Source organism: Phenylobacterium sp. (assembly GCF_041919955.1).
Taxonomy (GTDB): Bacteria; Pseudomonadota; Alphaproteobacteria; order Caulobacterales; family Caulobacteraceae; genus Phenylobacterium.
In genome coordinates this window covers 19,127-37,441 of record NZ_JAYRSU010000013.1, presented here as the reverse complement: position 1 = coordinate 37,441, position 18,315 = coordinate 19,127, and the positions used below count along the sequence as shown (strand labels likewise).

The 18,315-nt window shown below is 68.1% G+C and carries 17 protein-coding genes and 1 pseudogene; 12 read left to right on the top strand and 6 right to left on the bottom strand.

The genetic code is table 11. The features are described from left to right. Positions 1 to 63: 63 nt before the first annotated feature. A complete protein-coding gene (locus ACE3T2_RS12340) occupies positions 64 to 912 on the top strand; it encodes a DUF1963 domain-containing protein (RefSeq protein WP_374657729.1) in 849 nt (282 codons plus the stop codon). 4 nt (positions 913 to 916) lie between these two features. Here ACE3T2_RS12340 and ACE3T2_RS12335 read toward each other — a convergent pair whose 3' ends face one another. Continuing rightward, positions 917 to 1,237, bottom strand: coding sequence for a hypothetical protein (locus tag ACE3T2_RS12335; RefSeq protein WP_374657727.1), 321 nt, complete (start codon positions 1,235 to 1,237; stop codon positions 917 to 919). Positions 1,238 to 1,267: 30 nt separating this feature from the next. Continuing rightward, the gene (phaR, locus tag ACE3T2_RS12330) at positions 1,268 to 1,876 is read right to left on the bottom strand and encodes a polyhydroxyalkanoate synthesis repressor PhaR (RefSeq protein ID WP_374657725.1); all 609 of its coding nucleotides are present in this window, start codon (positions 1,874 to 1,876) and stop codon (positions 1,268 to 1,270) included. 181 nt (positions 1,877 to 2,057) lie between these two features. Here phaR and ACE3T2_RS12325 point away from each other — a divergent pair, with 181 nt between their 5' ends. From ACE3T2_RS12325 to ACE3T2_RS12315, 3 genes are all read left to right on the top strand, one after another. Next, positions 2,058 to 3,233, top strand: a complete 1,176-nt coding sequence (locus ACE3T2_RS12325; RefSeq protein ID WP_374657723.1) for an acetyl-CoA C-acetyltransferase — start codon at positions 2,058 to 2,060, stop codon at positions 3,231 to 3,233. A 63-nt stretch (positions 3,234 to 3,296) separates the two neighbouring features. Then, complete coding sequence (locus tag ACE3T2_RS12320) at positions 3,297 to 4,022, top strand: beta-ketoacyl-ACP reductase (RefSeq protein ID WP_374657721.1); 726 nt, start codon at positions 3,297 to 3,299, stop codon at positions 4,020 to 4,022. Between the two features lie 52 nt (positions 4,023 to 4,074). Continuing rightward, positions 4,075 to 4,845 (top strand): DUF4908 domain-containing protein, encoded by a 771-nt coding sequence (locus ACE3T2_RS12315; RefSeq protein WP_374657719.1) that lies wholly within the window; start codon positions 4,075 to 4,077, stop codon positions 4,843 to 4,845. 83 nt (positions 4,846 to 4,928) lie between these two features. Here ACE3T2_RS12315 and ACE3T2_RS12310 read toward each other — a convergent pair whose 3' ends face one another. After that, positions 4,929 to 5,255 (bottom strand): UrcA family protein, encoded by a 327-nt coding sequence (locus ACE3T2_RS12310; protein WP_374657717.1) that lies wholly within the window; start codon positions 5,253 to 5,255, stop codon positions 4,929 to 4,931. 277 nt (positions 5,256 to 5,532) lie between these two features. On the opposite strand from ACE3T2_RS12310, the gene ACE3T2_RS12305 reads away from it, so the two are divergent. From ACE3T2_RS12305 to ACE3T2_RS12270, 8 genes and pseudogenes are all read left to right on the top strand, one after another. Beyond that, positions 5,533 to 6,000 carry a (2Fe-2S)-binding protein gene (locus ACE3T2_RS12305; RefSeq protein ID WP_374657715.1) on the top strand — a complete coding sequence of 156 codons (468 nt, stop codon included), beginning with the start codon at positions 5,533 to 5,535 and terminating at the stop codon, positions 5,998 to 6,000. A gap of 4 nt (positions 6,001 to 6,004) precedes the next feature. Continuing rightward, positions 6,005 to 8,173, top strand: coding sequence for a molybdopterin cofactor-binding domain-containing protein (locus ACE3T2_RS12300; RefSeq protein WP_374657713.1), 2,169 nt, complete (start codon positions 6,005 to 6,007; stop codon positions 8,171 to 8,173). A 64-nt stretch (positions 8,174 to 8,237) separates the two neighbouring features. After that, a complete protein-coding gene (locus ACE3T2_RS12295) occupies positions 8,238 to 9,449 on the top strand; it encodes a TetR/AcrR family transcriptional regulator (RefSeq protein ID WP_374657711.1) in 1,212 nt (403 codons plus the stop codon). Positions 9,450 to 9,496: 47 nt separating this feature from the next. After that, positions 9,497 to 12,838: a carboxyl transferase domain-containing protein gene (locus tag ACE3T2_RS12290; protein WP_374657709.1), complete on the top strand. Its 3,342-nt coding sequence runs from the start codon at positions 9,497 to 9,499 to the stop codon at positions 12,836 to 12,838. A 108-nt stretch (positions 12,839 to 12,946) separates the two neighbouring features. Beyond that, positions 12,947 to 13,114, top strand: a pseudogene (locus ACE3T2_RS12285) (response regulator transcription factor); the annotation flags it as partial. Between the two features lie 109 nt (positions 13,115 to 13,223). Next, positions 13,224 to 13,487, top strand: a complete 264-nt coding sequence (locus ACE3T2_RS12280; protein ID WP_374657707.1) for a hypothetical protein — start codon at positions 13,224 to 13,226, stop codon at positions 13,485 to 13,487. Positions 13,488 to 13,676: 189 nt separating this feature from the next. Further along, entirely contained in the window at positions 13,677 to 14,030 is a 354-nt protein-coding gene (locus ACE3T2_RS12275; RefSeq protein WP_374657705.1) for a hypothetical protein, read from the top strand. A 42-nt stretch (positions 14,031 to 14,072) separates the two neighbouring features. Further along, on the top strand, positions 14,073 to 14,531 hold the full coding sequence (locus ACE3T2_RS12270; RefSeq protein ID WP_374657703.1) for a hypothetical protein: 459 nt from the start codon (positions 14,073 to 14,075) through the stop codon (positions 14,529 to 14,531). Here the strand turns inward: ACE3T2_RS12270 and ACE3T2_RS12265 are convergent. From ACE3T2_RS12265 to ACE3T2_RS12255, 3 genes are all read right to left on the bottom strand, one after another. Continuing rightward, positions 14,484 to 15,836 carry a VWA domain-containing protein gene (locus tag ACE3T2_RS12265; protein ID WP_374657701.1) on the bottom strand — a complete coding sequence of 451 codons (1,353 nt, stop codon included), beginning with the start codon at positions 15,834 to 15,836 and terminating at the stop codon, positions 14,484 to 14,486. The two genes, ACE3T2_RS12270 and ACE3T2_RS12265, sit on opposite strands and share 48 nt — an antisense overlap. Positions 15,837 to 15,840: 4 nt before the next feature. Beyond that, on the bottom strand, positions 15,841 to 16,803 hold the full coding sequence (locus tag ACE3T2_RS12260; protein ID WP_374657699.1) for an AAA family ATPase: 963 nt from the start codon (positions 16,801 to 16,803) through the stop codon (positions 15,841 to 15,843). A 292-nt stretch (positions 16,804 to 17,095) separates the two neighbouring features. Then, positions 17,096 to 18,178, bottom strand: a complete 1,083-nt coding sequence (locus ACE3T2_RS12255; protein ID WP_374657697.1) for a hypothetical protein — start codon at positions 18,176 to 18,178, stop codon at positions 17,096 to 17,098. Positions 18,179 to 18,315: the final 137 nt, after the last annotated feature.

The window sequence follows — 18,315 nt, the reverse complement described above, 5'->3', positions numbered from 1 at the left end:
TTCTTGACTCCTGGCTGCTGCTCAGCTTGGCTCGATCGGTCAAAATTAAGGTCGAGGGAGATCATGGTTTTCGCGCTGGTTGCTTTGATTGTCCTGGTTGGCGCGATCCTGTTGTGGCGGCGCTGGGCCGCGGCGGAGCGGGCCACGAACGAAAGGAAGCCTGAGCTTGCCGGCAGGATCGGGCAGCTGCGCGAGCGCCAGGAGGGTGCAGCGGAGCCGGCGCTGATGCTTGTCTCGGTGGACCAGCCGCGGTTTTCCAAGCTTGGCGGCCATCCGGACTTGCCGGCGGGCACGGTTCATCCGCCGGGCGTTCGGGGCAAGCGGGCGTTTCTGGGCCAAGTCGACCTTGCCGAGGTGCGCGCCGCCGGGGGGGCGGAATGGTTGCCGGACGTCGGGCGGATTTACGCATTCTATGACAGCGAGCGGCACGGCTTCGCCGACGTGGTCACGGTGCTGTACAGCGTCCAGGCCCCCGGAGCGCCGGTTGCAGCCGGAAGGTCCGCTTTCGATGAGCGCCCCGTCGGTTTCCAGGCGCACCATTCGCTTCCGAGCATCGACTGGATGGGCGTGGACTATCGAGGGTTCGGCGGCTGGATCGAGGATCTCCTGACGCCGGAACCGGAGGGACCGGCTCATCGCGTCGGCGGGTATCCGGACGAAATCCAGGGCGAACGATTCCCTCTGATCTGCGAGCACATGGTTAGGGGGCTGCCGGATCCGGACGGCGATGAGGACGTCCCGCAGGACATTGAGGATGCGCTGGACGACTGGCGCCTGCTGCTGCAGGTGGATTCCGATCCCAGCCTGGGAATGAACTTCGGCGACGGGGGAAGGCTCTACGCCTTCATTCGCCGGGGCGATGCGCGCCGAGGCGAATTCGGCGCGACCGTCGGCGCCTGGAGCACCTATTGAGCCGCTAGACCTCGGTCTTGGCGGCGCGGCCCTTGGGCGCGCGGCGGTCGGCCGAGCCGGAATATTCGATCTTGTTGTAGAGGTTGCGGGCGCTGTCGAGCGTCTCCTTGCCGCCGCGCAGGCCGCGCTTGTGCCCGTCCTGGCCGAGGACGTGGGCGGCGTAGGCCGCTTCAGGCCGGGCGGCGGGCGCCGGAGCCGGCGGCGGGGCGGGTTCGTAGACGACCGGCAGGCTGCGGTCGGCCGAGTCGGCGCGAGCCGCATCGTCCGAGCGGCGCACGCGCCGCACGGCGTTGGACCTGCGGGCGGGATCGATGGGCGAGGTCATGACCAGGAACCCTAGCGCGGACGGGTTAAGCTAGCGTTTGGCCAGCTTCTCGATCTGGGCCTGCATCTCGGCCATCTGCCGCTTCAGCACGTCGAGCGTCTCGTCGGCGGCCGGCGCGGCGGGCACCGGTTCCGGCGCGGCCTTGGGCGCGGCGGGCTCGTCCGGCCGGGCGTAGGCGAAGGGCGAGAACATCTTCATCGCGCGGTCGAACATCGCGAGATTCTGGCGGATCTGGTCCTCGTAGGCGCCGCCTAGGCCCTTGCCCTGGCCGATGCTGGCGAACTGGGCGCGCATGCGCTCCTGCTGCTCGGCGAAGGTTGCGAGCGACAGCTCCAGATAGCTCGGCAGGAAGGCCTGCATCGAGTTGCCGTAGAAGCCGATCAGCTGGCGCAGGAACTGGATGGGCAGCAGGTTCTGTCCCTCGCGGCTCTCTTCCTCGAAGATGATCTGGGTCAGGACCGTGCGGGTGATATCCTCGTTGGTCTTGGCGTCATAGACCACGAAGTCGACGCCCTGCTTGACCATGTCGGACAGGTGCTCGAGCGTGACGTAGGACGAGGAGGCGGTGTTATAGAGCCTCCGGTTCGCATACTTTTTGATGACGACGCGTCCGTCGTCGGATCCCTGGGTATCGGCCATCCCAAAATCCTTTATCGAAATCCGCCCCCCACGGCGGCTTCTTATCCTTGCACCGCAGTATCGCGGATGCGAGCGCGTTCGGAAAGTCGAGGTTCGGATAAGGCGAACCAGTTTGCCCCCTTGCTCTCATCCAGCCCTTTATCAATAGATGAAAAAAGCCAAGGAGCTTGAGGAGCACGCCATGAGCGACGTCGTTATCGTCTCGGCCGTCCGCACCCCGGTCGGTTCGTTCAATGGAGCGCTTTCAAGCCTCCCGGCCCACGAGTTGGGCAAGGTCGCCATCCAGGCCGCGGTCGAGCGGGCCGGCATCGCCGCCGCCGACGTCGGCGAAGTGATCATGGGCCAGGTGCTGCAGGCCGCCGCCGGCCAGGGCCCGGCGCGCCAGGCGTCGGTCAATGCGGGTATTCCGGTCGAGAGCCCGGCCTGGAGCTTGAACCAGCTCTGCGGCTCGGGCCTGCGCGCCGTTGCCCTTGGTGCGCAGCAGATCGCCGACGGTTCGGCCGCCATCGTCATCGCCGGCGGCCAGGAGAGCATGAGCCAGGCTCCGCATGCCCAGCAGCTGCGCTCAGGCCAGAAGATGGGCGACCTGGCCCTGGTCGACACCATGATCAAGGACGGCCTGTGGGACGCCTTCCACGGCTATCACATGGGCCAGACCGCCGAGAACATCGCCGCCCGCTGGCAGATCACCCGCGAGGAGCAGGACAAGTTCGCGGTCGCGAGCCAGAACAAGGCCGAGGCCGCCCAGAAGGCCGGCAAGTTCACCGCCGAGATCGCGCCCGTGACCATCAAGGGCCGCAAGGGCGATACAATTGTTGATCAGGACGAGTACATCCGCCACGGCGCGACCCTCGAAAGCGTATCGGGCCTGCGCCCGGCCTTCACCAAGGACGGTTCGGTGACTGCCGCCAACGCCTCGGGCCTGAACGACGGCGCCGCGGCGCTGGTGCTGATGAGCGCCGACGAAGCGGCCAAGCGCGGTCTCAAGCCGCTGGCCCGCATCGCCTCCTGGGCCAACGCCGGGGTGGAGCCCGAGATCATGGGCACCGGTCCGATCCCGGCGAGCCGCAAGGCCCTTGAGAAGGCGGGCTGGAGCGTCGGCGACCTCGACTTGGTCGAATCGAACGAGGCGTTCGCGGCCCAGTCGATCTGCGTGGTCCGCGACCTCGGCCTCGATCCCGCCAAGGTCAACGTGAACGGCGGGGCCATCGCCATCGGTCACCCGATCGGCGCCTCGGGCGCGCGCATTCTCACGACCCTTGTCCACGAAATGAAACGTTCGGGCGCCAAGAAGGGGCTGGCGACGCTCTGTGTCGGTGGCGGCATGGGCGTTGCCATGTGCGTCGAGTCGGTCTGACGATCCGTATAGGGAGCGTCGGACCAACCGGCGCCCCAGCTTTAGCTATGGGAGGCAAGCCCGATGGGCAGAGTGGCGTTCGTGACTGGCGGAACCCGCGGCATTGGCCGCGCGATCGTCGAGCGGCTGAAGGCGGACGGATTCAAGGTGGCGGCCGGCTATTCGGGCAATGAGCAGGCCGCCCAGGCCTGCGCATCCGAGCTGGGCGTCATGGTCGTGAAGGGCAATGTCGGGGTGTTCGAGGATTGTGGCCGTGCGGTCGCAGCCGTCGAGGCAGAACTCGGCCCCGTCGAGGTGCTGGTCAACAACGCCGGCATCACCCGTGACGGCGTGTTCCACAAGATGGATCCCGAGCAGTGGTCGGAAGTCATCCGGGTGAACATGGACAGCGTCTACAACATGACGCGTCACGTGATCGAAGGCATGCGCGACCGCGGCTGGGGCCGGGTGATCAATATCTCGTCGATCAATGGCCAGAAGGGCCAGATGGGCCAGACCAACTACTCGGCCGCCAAGGCCGGGGTGATCGGCTTCACCAAGGCGCTGGCCCTGGAGAACGCCCGCAAGGGCGTCACGGTCAACTGCGTCTGTCCGGGCTACATCGACACCGAGATGGTTCAGGCGGTGCCCGAGAACGTGCTGGCCTCGATCATTGGCCAAATTCCGGTCGGCCGCCTGGGCAAGGGCGAGGAGATCGCCGACATGGTCGCCTTCCTGGCCGGCGAGCACGCCGGCTATGTGACCGGATCGACACTGTCGCTGAACGGTGGCCAGTACATGGCCGGCTAAGCTTGCCGCCCGTCCAAAAAGCGCCCCACTCAACGGGCATCTGCCTAGCTCGATGGTGAGCGAAAGACCGGCGTCAGCGTACCTGCCCCTCATCGTCGCGGCGCTCGCCGCGGCGATGGGGGGCGGCTGTCCGTCGTACGCGCTCGCCGGCCCCCAGACCCTGCGCGAGGGGCTGTTCGGCGATCGCCCGGCCCCCGGCCGACGCGTCAGCCCGCCGGTGGCGCGCTATGTCAGCGAGGATGGCGACGCCTTCGTCCTGGATCGCAGCCAGACGCGAGTCTTCATGAAGTTCGAGGACAGCCCCGAGATCTGGGCGCTGCGTCCGTCCCCGGCGCCTCGCGGCGACGTCATCTACAAGAACGACCTGGGCGAGCCGATGCTGCGCGCCACGCGCCTCGGCGGCCTGACCCTTTTCACGCCCGATCGGCCGGGCGGATCTCCGGCCGCCCTGACCGGCGCGGGCGGTGCGCTTAAGCTGACGCCGCTCAGCCCGCAGGCGCTGCTCGAGCGGCTGGCCCAGGCCAGCGCGCGGGCCACCCGCGCCGCGCGGCGGCTGATTCCGTTCGAGGCCGACGCCTCGCCAGCCTCGTCGGCCATTGTCGCCGACGCCGCCAATGTGACCGCCGAAGCCGTGGTGCGCATGGCGCGTCGGCCGGACGGCCGCAGCCTGCTGGCGCAACTGCGCAAGGTGAAGCTGGTGGAAGGCCGCAAGCCCGCCGCCGCGATGCACGGCGATGAGATGCACATCACCGTGGCGCCCGCCGAGGGCCTGGCCGGCCGGCCGTCGTCCGACCGCATAATGCAGGCTGCCGGCTCGCGCTGATCCGAGGGGCGGCGCAAAGGAAAAGGCCCGCCGGGGGACGGCGGGCCTTTCGCGCGGGCCGGGTCGGGGAGGGGCTGGAAACCTCAGCGACGCGCGATCTCGGTGGTTTGCGACTTGGCCGTCATGGTGTCGCGGGCGGCGAGGCCGTCGTGGACTTCGTCGCGCACGCTGTCGGTGCACGCCTTGCGGTAGGACAGGCCGCCTTGATTGGCCGGTGCGGTGCAGACCTTGCGGGCGGCGACCTTGATGCGCTGTTCGAGGACTTGGGCGCCTTGCGCCGAGGTCACGTCGATATCCGAAACCTTGACGACGGCCGGCGCGGCGTGAGCGGCGGTGGTCAGGGCGAACGCGGGGACAGTCGCCAGAGCCAGGGTCGCGAGGCCGGCGATGGTGTTGCTGAGCTTGAACATCTGAATTCTCCCAATTCGTCTGTGGGGCTGTGCGGGCCGCCGATGACTTGGAGATAGCGCGAGAGCTTCCGCGAAGTCTTGTTAAGTCGACGTAATGACGCACTTTTAAGGAAGTAAACGAAAGTTCATGCGTCACATTACATAGAATTCATGCTGTCTATTTTGTAACGAAAGCTGTCTATCCGATACGTGCGCGCCGGCGGGGCTTTAGATTTCCTCCGCTTGCGGTGAGCGCTCGCAGCCCATTAGGCTCCAGCCAAACAGGGGAGGGCGGGCGATGGCCTTCAAGCTCAACGTGAACGGCAAGGCCGTGACCGCCGATGTCGACGGCGATACGCCGCTGCTCTGGGTGTTACGCGACACCCTGGGGGTGCTGGGGCCCAAGTACGGTTGCGGCGTCGGCGCGTGCGGCGCCTGCACGGTGCATGTGGACGGCGCGCCGATGCGGTCCTGCTCGCTGCCGGTCGAAAGCCTGGGCGCGGCCAAGGTCGTGACGATCGAAGGCGTCGGGGCGGACCCGGTGGGCAAGCGGGTTCAGGACGCCTGGACAGAGCTCGATGTCGCCCAGTGCGGATACTGCCAGGCCGGCCAGATCATGTCGGCGACGGCTCTGCTCAAGGCCAAGTCCAGGCCGACCGACGCCGACATCGACGAAGCGATGGGCGGAAACATCTGCCGCTGCGCGACCTACACTCGCATCCGGGCGGCGATTAAGCGGGCCTCTGGCCAGAAGGCGGAGGCTTAAGGCCATGGCTGACGGATCGATGCCTTCGGCCTCGCGCCGCGACGTGCTGGCGGGCGCCGGCCTGGTGATCTCGTTCTCGGTCGCCGGCAAGGGCGAGGCCGCGCCGGCAGGCGGCAAGCTGAACGCCTATGTGCGGGTCGGGGCGGACGACACGGTGACCATCGTCGCCAAGAATCCGGAAATCGGCCAGGGCATCAAGACCATGCTGCCGATGCTGATCGCCGAGGAGCTGGACGTCGACTGGTCGGCGGTCCGCACCCAGCAGGCCGACAACGACCCGGTCGCCTATGGCCGCCAGTTCGCCGGCGGCAGCATGGCCACGCCTCTGCACTGGGACGAGCTGCGCCGCGTCGGCGCCGCGGCCCGCGTGATGCTGGTCGCGGCGGCGGCGCAGGGCTGGGGTGTTCCGGCCGGCGAATGCACGACCGCCTCGGGCGTGGTTCATCACAAGGCCTCGGGCCGCAAGGCGACCTACGGCTCCCTGGCGGCGAAGGCGGCGACCGCGCCGGTCCCCGACCTGAAGACCGTGCCGCTGAAGGACCCCAAGGACTACAAGATCATCGGCCAGCCCAAGCGTCAGGTCGACACCGCCGCTATCGTCACCGGCAAGCCGCTGTTTGGGATCGACGTGACACTGCCCGGCATGCTGTTCGCGACCTTCGAGAAGGCGCCGGTGTTTGGGGCGAAGGTAGCGAGCGCCGATGTCGCCGCGGCCAAGGGCGTCAGGGGCGTCAAGGACGCCTTCGTCGTCGAGGGCGGCGAGTCGCTCGACGGCCTGCTGCCGGGTGTGGCGGTGGTCGCGACGAGCTGGTGGGCGGCGCGCAAGGGGCGCGACAAGCTGGCGGTGAAGTGGGCCGACCATCCGACCGGCAAGCAGTCGAGCGCGGGCTTCGACGCGCGTGCGGTCGAGCTTTCCACCAAGGCGCCGGGCAAGACAGAGCGCAACGACGGCGACGTGGCCGCCGCTCTGGCCGGCGCGGCCAAGACCGTGGAGGCGGCCTACGCCTATCCGTTCATCTCGCACGCCAATCTGGAGCCGCAGAACTGCACGGCGCACTTCAAGGACGGCAAGCTGGAGATCTGGGCCCCGACCCAGAACCCGGAGCCCGGCCGACAACTGGTCGCCAAGACCCTGGGCATCGCGCCCGAGGCGATCACCATCCACCTGATCCGCTGCGGCGGCGGGTTCGGGCGGCGGCTTTCCAACGACTACATGGTCGAGGCCGCCTGGATCGCCCGTCAGGCCGGCGCGCCGGTCAAGCTGCTGTGGACGCGCGAAGACGACATGCGCCACGACTACTATCGCCCGGCCGGCTGGCACTTCCTCAAGGGCGGGGTCAACGCCTCGGGCGAAATCGTCGGCTGGCACGACCATTTCGTCAGCCTGGGCGAGAACGGAACCTTCGCGCGCAGCGCCGGCATGTCGCCAAACGAGTTCCCGGCTCGGTTCCTCGCCAACTACCGCTACGACTCCTCGATGATCCCATGCGGCGTGCCGACAGGTCCGCTGCGCGCGCCGGGCTCGAACGCGATCGCCTTCGTAGTGCAGTCGTTCATCGACGAACTGGCCCATGCAGCCGGCGCCGACCCGGTCGCCTTCCGCCTGAAGCTGCTGGGCGACAAGCCGATGGTCGGCGAGGGCGGGGCCGGTTACGCGGCCGGCCGCATGGCGGCGGTCGTCAAGCTGGCCGCCGAGAAGTCGGGCTGGGGCCGCAAGCTGCCCAAGGGCGGCGGAATGGGCATCGCCTTCCACTATAGCCACCTCGGTTACTTCGCCGAAGTGGTCGAGGTTGCGGTCGCCGCGAGCGGGGCGGTCAAACTGGTCAAGGTGTGGGTCGCCGCCGACATCGGCCGTCACGTCATCAACCCGCTGGGGGCGCTGAACCAGATCGAGGGCTCGGTGCTCGACGGCCTCTCGGCCGCCCTTCACCAGAAGATCACCATCGAGAACGGCGCAGCGGTCGAGAGCAATTTCGGCGACTACCCCCTTATGCGTATCGGCGAGGCGCCGCCGATCGAGACCCACTTCATCAAGTCGGACAATTCGCCGACGGGGCTGGGGGAGCCGGCCCTGCCGCCAGTGCTCCCGGCGCTGTGCAACGCGATCTTCGCGGCGACCGGCAAGCGGATCCGACGCCTCCCCATCGACACAGAGCTGTTGAAGACGGCCTGATCGAACCTGCTATGGTGAGGACGAGGGCGCGGGGAGGCGTCCTCGCAACCGAGTACATGATGCAATGACGACCGTGCGCGCGCCCACCCGGCGCTTCGAGCAGCGCAAGAGCGCGATCATCGTCTCGGCGGTGGACGTGCTCAACCGCAAGGGCGTGCGGGGAATGACGCTGGCGGACGTCGCGACGCGCCTGGGGCTCGTGCCGACCGGCGTCATCTACTACTTCAAGAACAAGGAGGAGTTGGCCTCGGCCTGCTTTCTCGACGGCGTCGACCGCTACAACGCCGTGGCCGCCGCGGCGGCCACCGGCGGCGACGTGCGCGAGCGGTTGCGGTTGTTCCTCGACGCCTATTTCGACCTGCGCCGCCGTATCCGTCTGGGCGAGACGCCGCCGCTGGTCGCCTTCAACGACGTGCGCGCGCTGAACTGCGCGCCGGTCAATGCGGCCTATGTCGACATGTTCCGCCGCCTGCGGGCGCTGCTGGAAGGGCGCGAGAGCCGCGGCCTGTCGAAGACCGCGCTCAGCGCACGCGCGCAGATTCTGATCTCGGAGGTGCTCTGGGCGCCGGTCTGGTTGCCGCGGCACGACCCTGAGGACTTTGGACGCGTGTCCCAGCGGGTGCTGTCGATCACCGCCGACGGCTTGGCCGCGCCGGGGGCGCCGTGGAACCCTGTAGCCCTGCCCAAGCTGATCCAGGGTGCGGAGGCTCCGTCGAACGAGCACTTCCTGCGGGCCGCGACCCAGCTGATCAACGAGGAAGGTTATCGCGGGGCCTCGGTCGAAAAGATCTCGGCGCGGCTCAACGTCACCAAGGGCGCCTTCTATCATCACAACGACACCAAGGACGAACTGGTGGTCGCTTGTTTTGAGCGCACCTTCGAAGTCATGCGCCGCGCGATCCGTCAGGCCGAGGAGGTGGCCACCAGCGGCCTCCAGGTTCTGACGACGGTCGCCTCGGCCCTGGTCGAGCATCAGATGACCGGCGACGTGCCCCTGCTGCGGGCCTCGGCGTTGAGCTCTGCGCCCGAGGCGCTGCAGCCGCAGATGATCGCCCAGTTCGACCGGCTGTCGGACCGCTTCGCCTCGCTGATCTCGGACGGCATCGCCGACGGCTCGGTGCGTCCGCTCGATGTGAATATCGGCGCCCAGATGCTGACCGCGATGATTAATGCGGCCGCCGAGCTGCACCACTGGGCGCCCGGTGTCACGCCCCAGACGGTCGCGGCGCTTTATGTGCGGCCGTTCTTCGAGGGGCTTTTGTCCAGGCAGGCGTAGACGTCCCCCGCGGCGCCCAGGCAGACTGAAAGAAAAGCCTGGAGGGGATGTCGCCCGTGAAGAAGCTGCTCATCGCCAATCGTGGCGAGATCGCTGTCCGGATCGCCCGGACGGCGGCCGAGATGGGGATTGAAACCCTCGCGGTGTTTTCCACCGACGATGCGGCTTCGCTGCATACCCGCCAGGCGGACGCCGCCCACGCGCTGGGCCTAGCGGGACCTGCGGCCTATCTCGACGCCGAGGCGATCCTGGCGGCCGCGCGCGAACACGCCTGCGATGCGATCCATCCGGGCTACGGCTTCCTGTCGGAGAACGCGGCCTTCGCGCGCGCCTGCGCAGCGGCGGGCGTGACTTTCGTCGGCCCTGATCCCGAGACCCTTGATCTCTTCGGCGACAAGGGCGCGGCCCGCGCCCTGGCTGCGCGCTGCGACGTGCCCGTCCTGGCAGGGAGCGACGGCGGGGTCAGTCTGGCGGGCGCGCAGGCCTTTCTGGCCAGCCTCGGCGCGGGCGGGGCGGTGATGGTCAAGGCTGTGGCGGGCGGCGGCGGGCGCGGCATGCGCCTGGCCCATTCGCCCGATGAGCTGGACGAGGCGTTCGAGCGCTGCGCTTCGGAGGCCAGGGCCGCGTTCGGCGACGGCGCGCTCTATGTCGAGGAATTCCTACCCCGCGCACGCCACGTCGAGGTCCAGATCGTCGGTGACGGCCAGGTGGTCTCCCACCTCTGGGACCGCGAATGCAGCCTGCAGCGCCAGCGGCAGAAGGTGGTCGAGATTGCGCCCGCCGCCATGCTGGCCCGCGAGACGCGCGAGCGGCTGTTCGAGGCCGCCATGGCCCTCGGCCGCGCTGCGCGCTACCGCAGCCTCGGCACGGTGGAATTCCTGGTCGACGGCGACCGCATCGTCTTCATCGAGGCCAATCCACGGCTGCAGGTCGAGCACACGGTGACCGAGGCCGTCACCGGCCTGGACCTCGTGCGGCTGCAGATCGAGATCGCCCGCGGCGGCTCGCTGGCCGACCTGCATCTGCTTCAGGACGAGGTCCCGCCGCCGCGCGGCGTGGCGGTCCAGGCGCGGGTTAATCTGGAGACCATGGCCGCGGACGGCTCGGCCAAGCCGTCGGGCGGGATGCTGTCCGCCTACGAGCCGCCGTCCGGTCCGGGGGTGCGCGTCGATGGCTTTGGCTACAGCGGCTACCGCACTGGCGCGCGTTTCGATTCGCTGCTGGCCAAGGTGATCGTCCAGGCGCCGGACCTGGCGACCGCCGTGGCCAAGACGGCCCGCGCCCTGTCTGAGTTTCGCATCGCTGGGGTGGCGACCAATATCGGCTTCCTTCAGACCCTGCTGGCTCATCGCGCCGTTGTCGTCGGCGATGTCCACACCCGCTTCATCGAAGAGGCGATGGGCGAACTCTCGGTCGCATCGCCGCGTGCGCCGCGGCACTTCGAGGTTGCGGCCGCAGGCGCGCCCAAGCGGGCTGGCGCCCGGATCGACGCCTCCGACCCGCTCGCCGTCCTCCATCACGGCAAGGCGCAGGCCGACCTGGACGACGATGCTGACGAGGTGGAAGGGCCCCAGGGGACGCGCGCTGTCCGCGCGCCGTTGCAAGGCACGGTGATCGGGGTGATGGCCGCCCTGGGCGAAGAGGTTCGCGCCGGCCAGCCGCTCTTCGTCATGGAGGCCATGAAGATGGAGCACGTGATCGCCGCCGACATCTCCGGGGTCGTGCGCCTCGTCGCCGTGGCCGAGGGCGATACCGTGTTCGAGGATCACGCCCTGGCCTTCGTCGAGCCAGCCGAGGTGGCGCACGAAGGCGGCGAGGGCGAGGAAGCGGTCGATCTCGACCACATCCGCCCCGACCTCGCTGAGGTGCTGGAGCGCCAGCGCCTGACCCTCGACGAGGCGCGGCCCGACGCCGTCGCGCGACGGCGCAAGACCGGCCAGCGCACCACACGCGAAAATATCGACGACCTCTGCGATCCGGGCAGCTTCACCGAATACGGATCCCTGGTCGTGGCTGCGCGCCGCCGCCGCAACACGGTCCAGGAGCTGATCGAGCAGACCCCGGCCGACGGCATGGTCATGGGCCTGGGCTCGGTCAACGGCGAACGCTTTCCAGAGGAGAAGTCCCGCGTCGCGGTGATGGCCTACGACTACACCGTCCTGGCCGGCACCCAGGGCGCGCACAACCACGAGAAGCTCGACCGGATGAGCGAGATCGCCGCGCGCTGGCGGCTGCCGACGGTGTTCTTCACCGAGGGCGGTGGCGGGCGGCCGGGCGACACTGAAGGCGGCGGCTTCATCCGCGGCTTCGAGTTCTGGGGCCGGCTCTCCGGGGCTGTGCCGCTGGTCGGGATCTCGTCCGGCCGCTGCTTCGCCGGCAACGCCGCCATCCTCGGCTGCTGCGACGTGATCATCGCTACCAGGGACTCCGCGCTCGGCATGGGCGGCCCAGCCATGGTCGAGGGCGGCGGTCTTGGCGTCTTCCGCCCCGAGGAAATCGGGCCGGTCAAGGTGATGCAGGCCAACGGCACCATCGACGTGCTCGCCGACGACGAGACGCACGCCGTACGTTTGGCGCGGCAGTACCTGTCCTACTTCCAGGGGGCGGTGAAGGACTGGTCGTGCGCCGACCAGCGCCTGCTGCGCGGCGCGATCCCGGAGAACCGCCTGCGGGTCTACGATATCCGCAAGGTGATCGAACTGATCGCCGACGAGGGCTCCATGCTGGAACTGCGGCCGAGGTTCGGCCTGGCGATGGTGACAGCCTTCATCCGCATCGAGGGCCGCCCGGTCGGCGTGTTCGCCAACAATCCGCAGCATCTGGGCGGGGCGATCGATTCCGACGCCGCCGACAAGGCCGCTCGCTTCCTGCAGTTGTGCGAGGCCTTCGACATCCCGGTGCTGTCGCTCTCCGACACCCCGGGCAACATGGTCGGGCCGGAGGCGGAGAAGACCGGTCTGATCCGCCACTGCTCGCGGCTGTTCGTGATCGGAGCGAACCTGACCGTGCCGCTGTTCTCAGTGATCCTGCGCAAGAGCTACGGCCTGGGCGCCATAGCCATGACCGGCGGCAGCTATCAGGCCTCGATGTTCTGCGTCTCCTGGCCGACCGGCGAGTTCGGCGGCATGGGCCTGGAGGGCTCGGTCAAGCTCGGCTATCGCAACGAACTGGCGGCGATCGAGGATCCGGCGGCGCGCAAGGCCCGGTTCGACGAGATGGTGGCCGCGGCCTATGCGCGCGGCAAGGCGCTGTCCCAGGCGATGAGCCCTTCGCTCGACAACGTCATCGACCCCGCAGAAACCCGCCGTTGGGTGCTGGCGGGCCTGAAATCGCTTCCCCCGTTGCCGGTGCGGACCGAGAAGAAGCTGCGCTGGATCGACAGCTGGTGACGGCTCCTCGCTTGCCTCGCCGAAAGGGTTAAGCGACGCTGGGCGTCTCGCGGAGGCGCGGCGGCGCAAGCCCGACGGGGGCCGGCCACGGGGCCGGGGGATGGTGTCATGGACAGGCTGGCTTCGCTCACCCCACGTGAGCGTCAATGCCTCATGGGGGTGGCCCGCCATCTCCAGTCGAAGGAGATCGCCCGCGAGCTGGGGCTTGAGGCGCGCACGGTCGACAAGCACATCGAGCGGGCGATCCGCAAACTCGGCGCCGCCAACCGCCGTGACGCCGCGCGCATGTTGGTCGGCGATGTACGTAATGATCACGTAGGGGCGCCGCTCCCCCTGCCGCAGAGCCTGGACGACGTGCTCGGCTTGGTCGCGAAAGGAGGGCCACATGCCCCACACGGCGATCAAGCTGCCACAGTCCACCTGGGGCGATCTGGAAGCGATATTCGACAGCCTGGCGGAGGACCGACAACAGAAGGAGACGGTGCATCACCTCTTGCAGGTGACGCGCGAGATGAGCCCGTATCTCACGAAGCTCGATCTGCTGCGCGAGATTATCTGCATCGCGCTCGTCTTGTTGCCCGCGCACGCACAGCCCCCCCAGCCCTGGGGATGGCTGGCCCAGGGGCCTCCCCTTGGCGAAGACTGTTGAGCGCCATGCTGTTCACCCTGGTGGCCGGCGCGCTGCTGATCGGCGGCCTCGGCATAGCCATCCAGCTCGGCCACCTGATGCAGATCGTCGACGCCTGGTTCCCGCGCTGACGGTGCGCGCTTCCCAAGCCATCGAAACCGACAACGCCAAGCCATCCCTTGCCGCGAGCCGGGGAGGAAGGATCTCATCATGCAACGTCGCGAACTGGCGCAGACCATCGCCACATCCCTGTTCGAAACCGAGGCCGCGCTCGACGCCGCCCTCGAAAAGGCCGCCCTGCTGATCGCCACGACCAGCGCCCTGCGCCGCGAGCACAACTATTCGGCCGTGCTGGGTCACGAAGCGGTCGCCGCCTTGACGCGCACCATCGACGCTCTGGGCGCGGCGCGCGAGCACGCCGTCGCCGCTCACGCGGCCTTCGAGAAGGCCTCGCCTCAGCTGGGCGTGCGCCCGACCACCCTGCACGGCACCGGGACCGACAAGCCGGTGACGCAGATCGACACCTCCCGGCCCGAGCTGCGAGCGGTCGTTTCGGCCGCTTGACGGGGGGCGCGCCCCGCCGTCCTCTGCGTACGGCGGGGCGCGATGTTCGACACACCCATTCAATTCATCGGCGGGATCGCCACGGCGGCGGTCACCGTCTGGGTGCTCTGGAAGGGCGGCGGCCCGGAGCGCGCCACGGCGCTCGCCAGCCTGGCGGCGTTCTTCATCAGTCCCGCGGTCCAGGCCTATGGTGGGCTGCGCCAGCCGCTCTGGGGCATAGCCGCTGTCGATGCTGGCGTGCTCTGCTTCGTCACCGTTCTGCTTTGGCGCTATCCGCGCCGCTGGCTGATCGGGGCCTGGGCCTGCGAGGCCCTCACGGTCTTGTGCCACGCCGCCAAGCTGGCGGACGCGACCCTGCTGGGGCGCGGCTATGTCGCCAGCCTCTACGTGCTCTATTTCGGCTTTCTGGCCGCCATGGCCTACGGCGCGGTCGAGGCCCAACGCCTGCGCCGCTCAGTGTGGGACGTAGGTGCGCAGCACGTCCTCGATGATCCGCTCTAGCTGCGCGAGCGTGTTGCAGGTCTTGGCCACATGGCAGAACCGCTCGTAGCGGTGCATGACGCTATCGCCCTGTGTCCAGTAGCTCTCGGGCTCGGGATTGAGCCAGATGATCGAGCGGGCGCGGTTGTGGATCGTCGCCATCAGGTCCAGCCGCGGATCGGCGTAGTTCGAGCGTCCATCGCCCAGGAAGATGACGGTGGTGTGCCGATCCACCCGGTCCAGGTGGTTCTCGCAGAAGTCTTCCAGCGACTTGCCATAGTCGGTCTGTTGGAAGCCGATCTTGCGCAGCACCTGGAAGATCGCCCCGTCGACATGCTCGTCGTCGAGAATGTCGTTCACGCTGATCAGCCGGCCTGAGAAGGCGTAGGCCTCCATCCGGTCGACCACCTCGTTCAGCGAATAGAGGAAGGTCAGCAGGAACTGGGCCGCGGCCGCCACCGACTTCGACACGTCGCAGATGCAGATGATCGATGGCTTGTCGATCTTCTCGGTCTTCCAGACGATCTCGAACGGCATGCCGCCATAGGGCATGGATTTGCGCAGGGTCCGGCGCACGTCCATGTGGCCTTTGCGGGCGCGGTTGCGGCGGCGCGAATAGCGGTCGGCCAACCGCTTGGCCATCTTCTTCACCAGGGCCTGCATCATCGCCTGGTCGACCGGATCGATGCCGCCCTCGGCGTTCAGCGCTTTCCTCGCCAGCATCTCCTCACGCAGCATCTTGCCCGAGCCGGCGGCGTAGAGTTCGTGCTGGCGTTCGACATAGCGCTGGGCTTCCTGGGCCAAGCGGCGCTTGCCGGCCTCCAGGCGATCGGCGCCTTCTCCGCCGCCGTCCAGGCGCCGGGCGTTGGCGATGATCTGCTCGATCTGCGCCAGGCCCATCTCTTCCAGCAGCCGCCGCGTCAGGCGTGAGCGCTGGGTGGTTAGCCGGATCTGCGAGACCTGGGCGCGTTCGGCGGCTTCCTCCATGGCCTGGGCCAGGCCCGCGGAATCGCCCTCCATCAGCATGCGGGCGAGTTCGGAGTCCTCGGCGCCTTGCGGCAGGCCGTCCATCGGGTCGCCCTGGCCTTGCGGCGGCGGCTCGAAGTCCGGCTGGTCGCGCGAGAAGAAGGTCTCGAAGATCGCATCGAAGCGCTCGACTTCGTCCTCGCTCTTGGCGAGCGTCGCACAGAGCGCATCCTTGAACAGTTCCCGGTCCGCGAACCCGACCTTTTCCACGGTCCGGTGCGCGTCGATGGCCTCGGCGGGCGAAACCTTCACGTCCGCGGCCCGGAGCGCGCGGAAGAAGTCCTCCATGGCGCTCTGCATGGACCTAAGCCGCCGGGCGGCGGAGCAGCTCGCTGATCTGCGGCTCCACCGCGGCGATGTCCGGCTCGAACTTCAGCAGCACGTTCAGGGTGTCGCGGACGATCTCGGGGCTGAGGCTGTCGGCGTTCAGAAGGATCAGGGCGCGGGCCCAGTCCACCGTCTCGGAGATGGACGGCGACTTGCGCAGGTCCAGCGTGCGCAACGACTGCACGAAGTTCACCAGGCCGGCGGTGAGGGTCTGCTCGATGCCCGGCACGCGGCTGGCGACGATCTTGCGTTCCAGGTCTGCGTCCGGCAGCGGGATGTGCAGGTGCAGGCAGCGCCGCTTCAGCGCGTCGCCCAGGTCGCGGATGTTGTTCGAGGTCAGGAAGACCAACGGTGGGGTCCTGGCCTTGATCACGCCCAGCTCGGGGATCGAGACCTGATAGGCCGACAGCACCTCCAGCAGGAAGGCCTCGAAGGCCTCGTCCGACTTGTCGATCTCGTCGATCAGCAGGACGCAGCCGTCGTCTTCCTTCAGCGCCTTCATCAGCGGGCGCGGTTCGAGGAAGGGCTCGGAGAAGAACAGGTCGCCGATGCCGTGCAGGCGGCCCATGGCGGCGTCCATGTCCTTGGCGTCGGACAGGGCCTCGCCCATCCGGTCCTTGAGGATCTGAGTATACAGCAGTTGCTTGCCGTACTTCCATTCGTACAGCGCCTTGGACTCGTCCAGCCCCTCGTAGCACTGCATGCGGATCAGCGGCTGGCCCAGCAGGGCGGCGGTCGACAGCGCCAGCTCGGTCTTGCCCACGCCCGCCGAGCCTTCGACCAGGATCGGCTTCTGCAGGTGGATGGCCATGTAGAGGGCCGTGGCGATGCGCCGCGATGCGATGTAGCCGACGCCGGCCAGCCCTTGGATCAGGGCGTCCACGGAACCAAGGACGTCCGGCTGCGCGGCCGAAATCGCCGCGGGGTTGGAAACGGTCAAAGTCTCAAACTTTCGAAAGTCGCGCGTAATTGCGCCGGGGGCGGTCTTGAATGCCGGGGAGTGTGCAGGCGGCGGCCCCTCCGCGCAAGCGCTGGTTCAAACGGGTGTTGGGGCGCTCCCCAGTGTCATCCCGGTTTGCGCCGCAAGACCAGGGGCCGTTCGCGCGTGAGCTCCAAGGCATGGCGAGGCCGCGCTGCATCCTGCTCCACTCGGTGTTCATGGGGCCCGGACAAGCGCTGCGCGCTTTCCGGGAGGACACAGATTGGGGGGCGAGCGGAGGCGGTTCGCTTCCCTACACCCCGTATGGCCGGTAAGGCCCGGCGATGAGCTGCTCGAAGACGCCCATGCCCTTCATCGGCGCTTCTCCCGGCAGGGCCAGGGTCACATGGCTGAGCGCCTGGATGTGCACGTTCTCCGGGCTGGCCATGTCGACGGCGGCCAGGTCGATATCCTCGCGTTCGATCACCAGTTCGCCCTTGTAGCCGCCGTGCCGCCAAGCCGGCGCGCCGTAGCCGATGCCCCGCATCAGGAAGGTCAGGAACGGCTCGAACCGGATGCTGGCGGCCCCCTGGGCCAGCGGCACGTTCAGTGTGCCGGTCCGTGCGTGGCGGGTGCCGGGGATCAGCGACACCTCGTCCATGGTCGCGCCCTCGCTCTCATAGACGCCATCGTGACCGGCGCCGTCCGGGGCGATCACCGCGCGAGTGTTCCAGGGGCGGCCGTCGTTGTCGGCGTTGACGTGGAAGAAGATGCTGCGGTCGGCGAAATTCAGCGGCGTCCACTGCCAGAAGAAGCCGCCGATGGTCATTGGCACGGGCGGCTGGGGGTCCGGCGCGCCCACCGGACGCACGCCCCACGAGCGGTCGCGGGTGCCGACGGTCCCCGCGGCCAGTTCCCTGCGCACGCCGTCCACCTCGATCCAGCCGGTGCAGCGCACGTTCTGGGTCAGGCGGGTGTAGTCCATGAACGCCCGCGGTCCGATCCGCCGCATGAAGCGCGGTTCCTCGATGGGGAACGAGCGGCCTTCGAAGACGATCTCGGCGGCGAAGCCGTTTGACGGCTCGACGATCAGCTTCAGTTTCTGAAGCGGCTCGATCACCTCGATGCGGATCGGGCCGCAGGCGAGGTCCAGCCGCTCCATGTGCATCACCTTGGAGGCGTGCAGGCAGTGCTCGACGCCGTCGCGGATCACCGAAAAGTGGGCGTCGGTGACGTTGAGCTGGGGATAGACGCCGAAGGCGGCGGCGAAAAATTCGGTCCCGTCCGGCTGGTAGCCGTTGAAGAAGTACCGGTCGTAGAAATTCCGGTCAGTGCCCGCATAGGCGATGGGCTCCGGCGTCTGGTGGATCGGAAAATCGTCGGCCTTGGTCAGCATGCACGCGTCCTCCCAGACGTTCTGTAACAGTCGGCGATCTTGTCTTCGTCGATTGACGGTATTGCGACGTCGCCTCGTGCGGCATTATCAAGTGAACAAAGATAACAAGACAAGGGAGGACGCTTTTTGCTGACGCC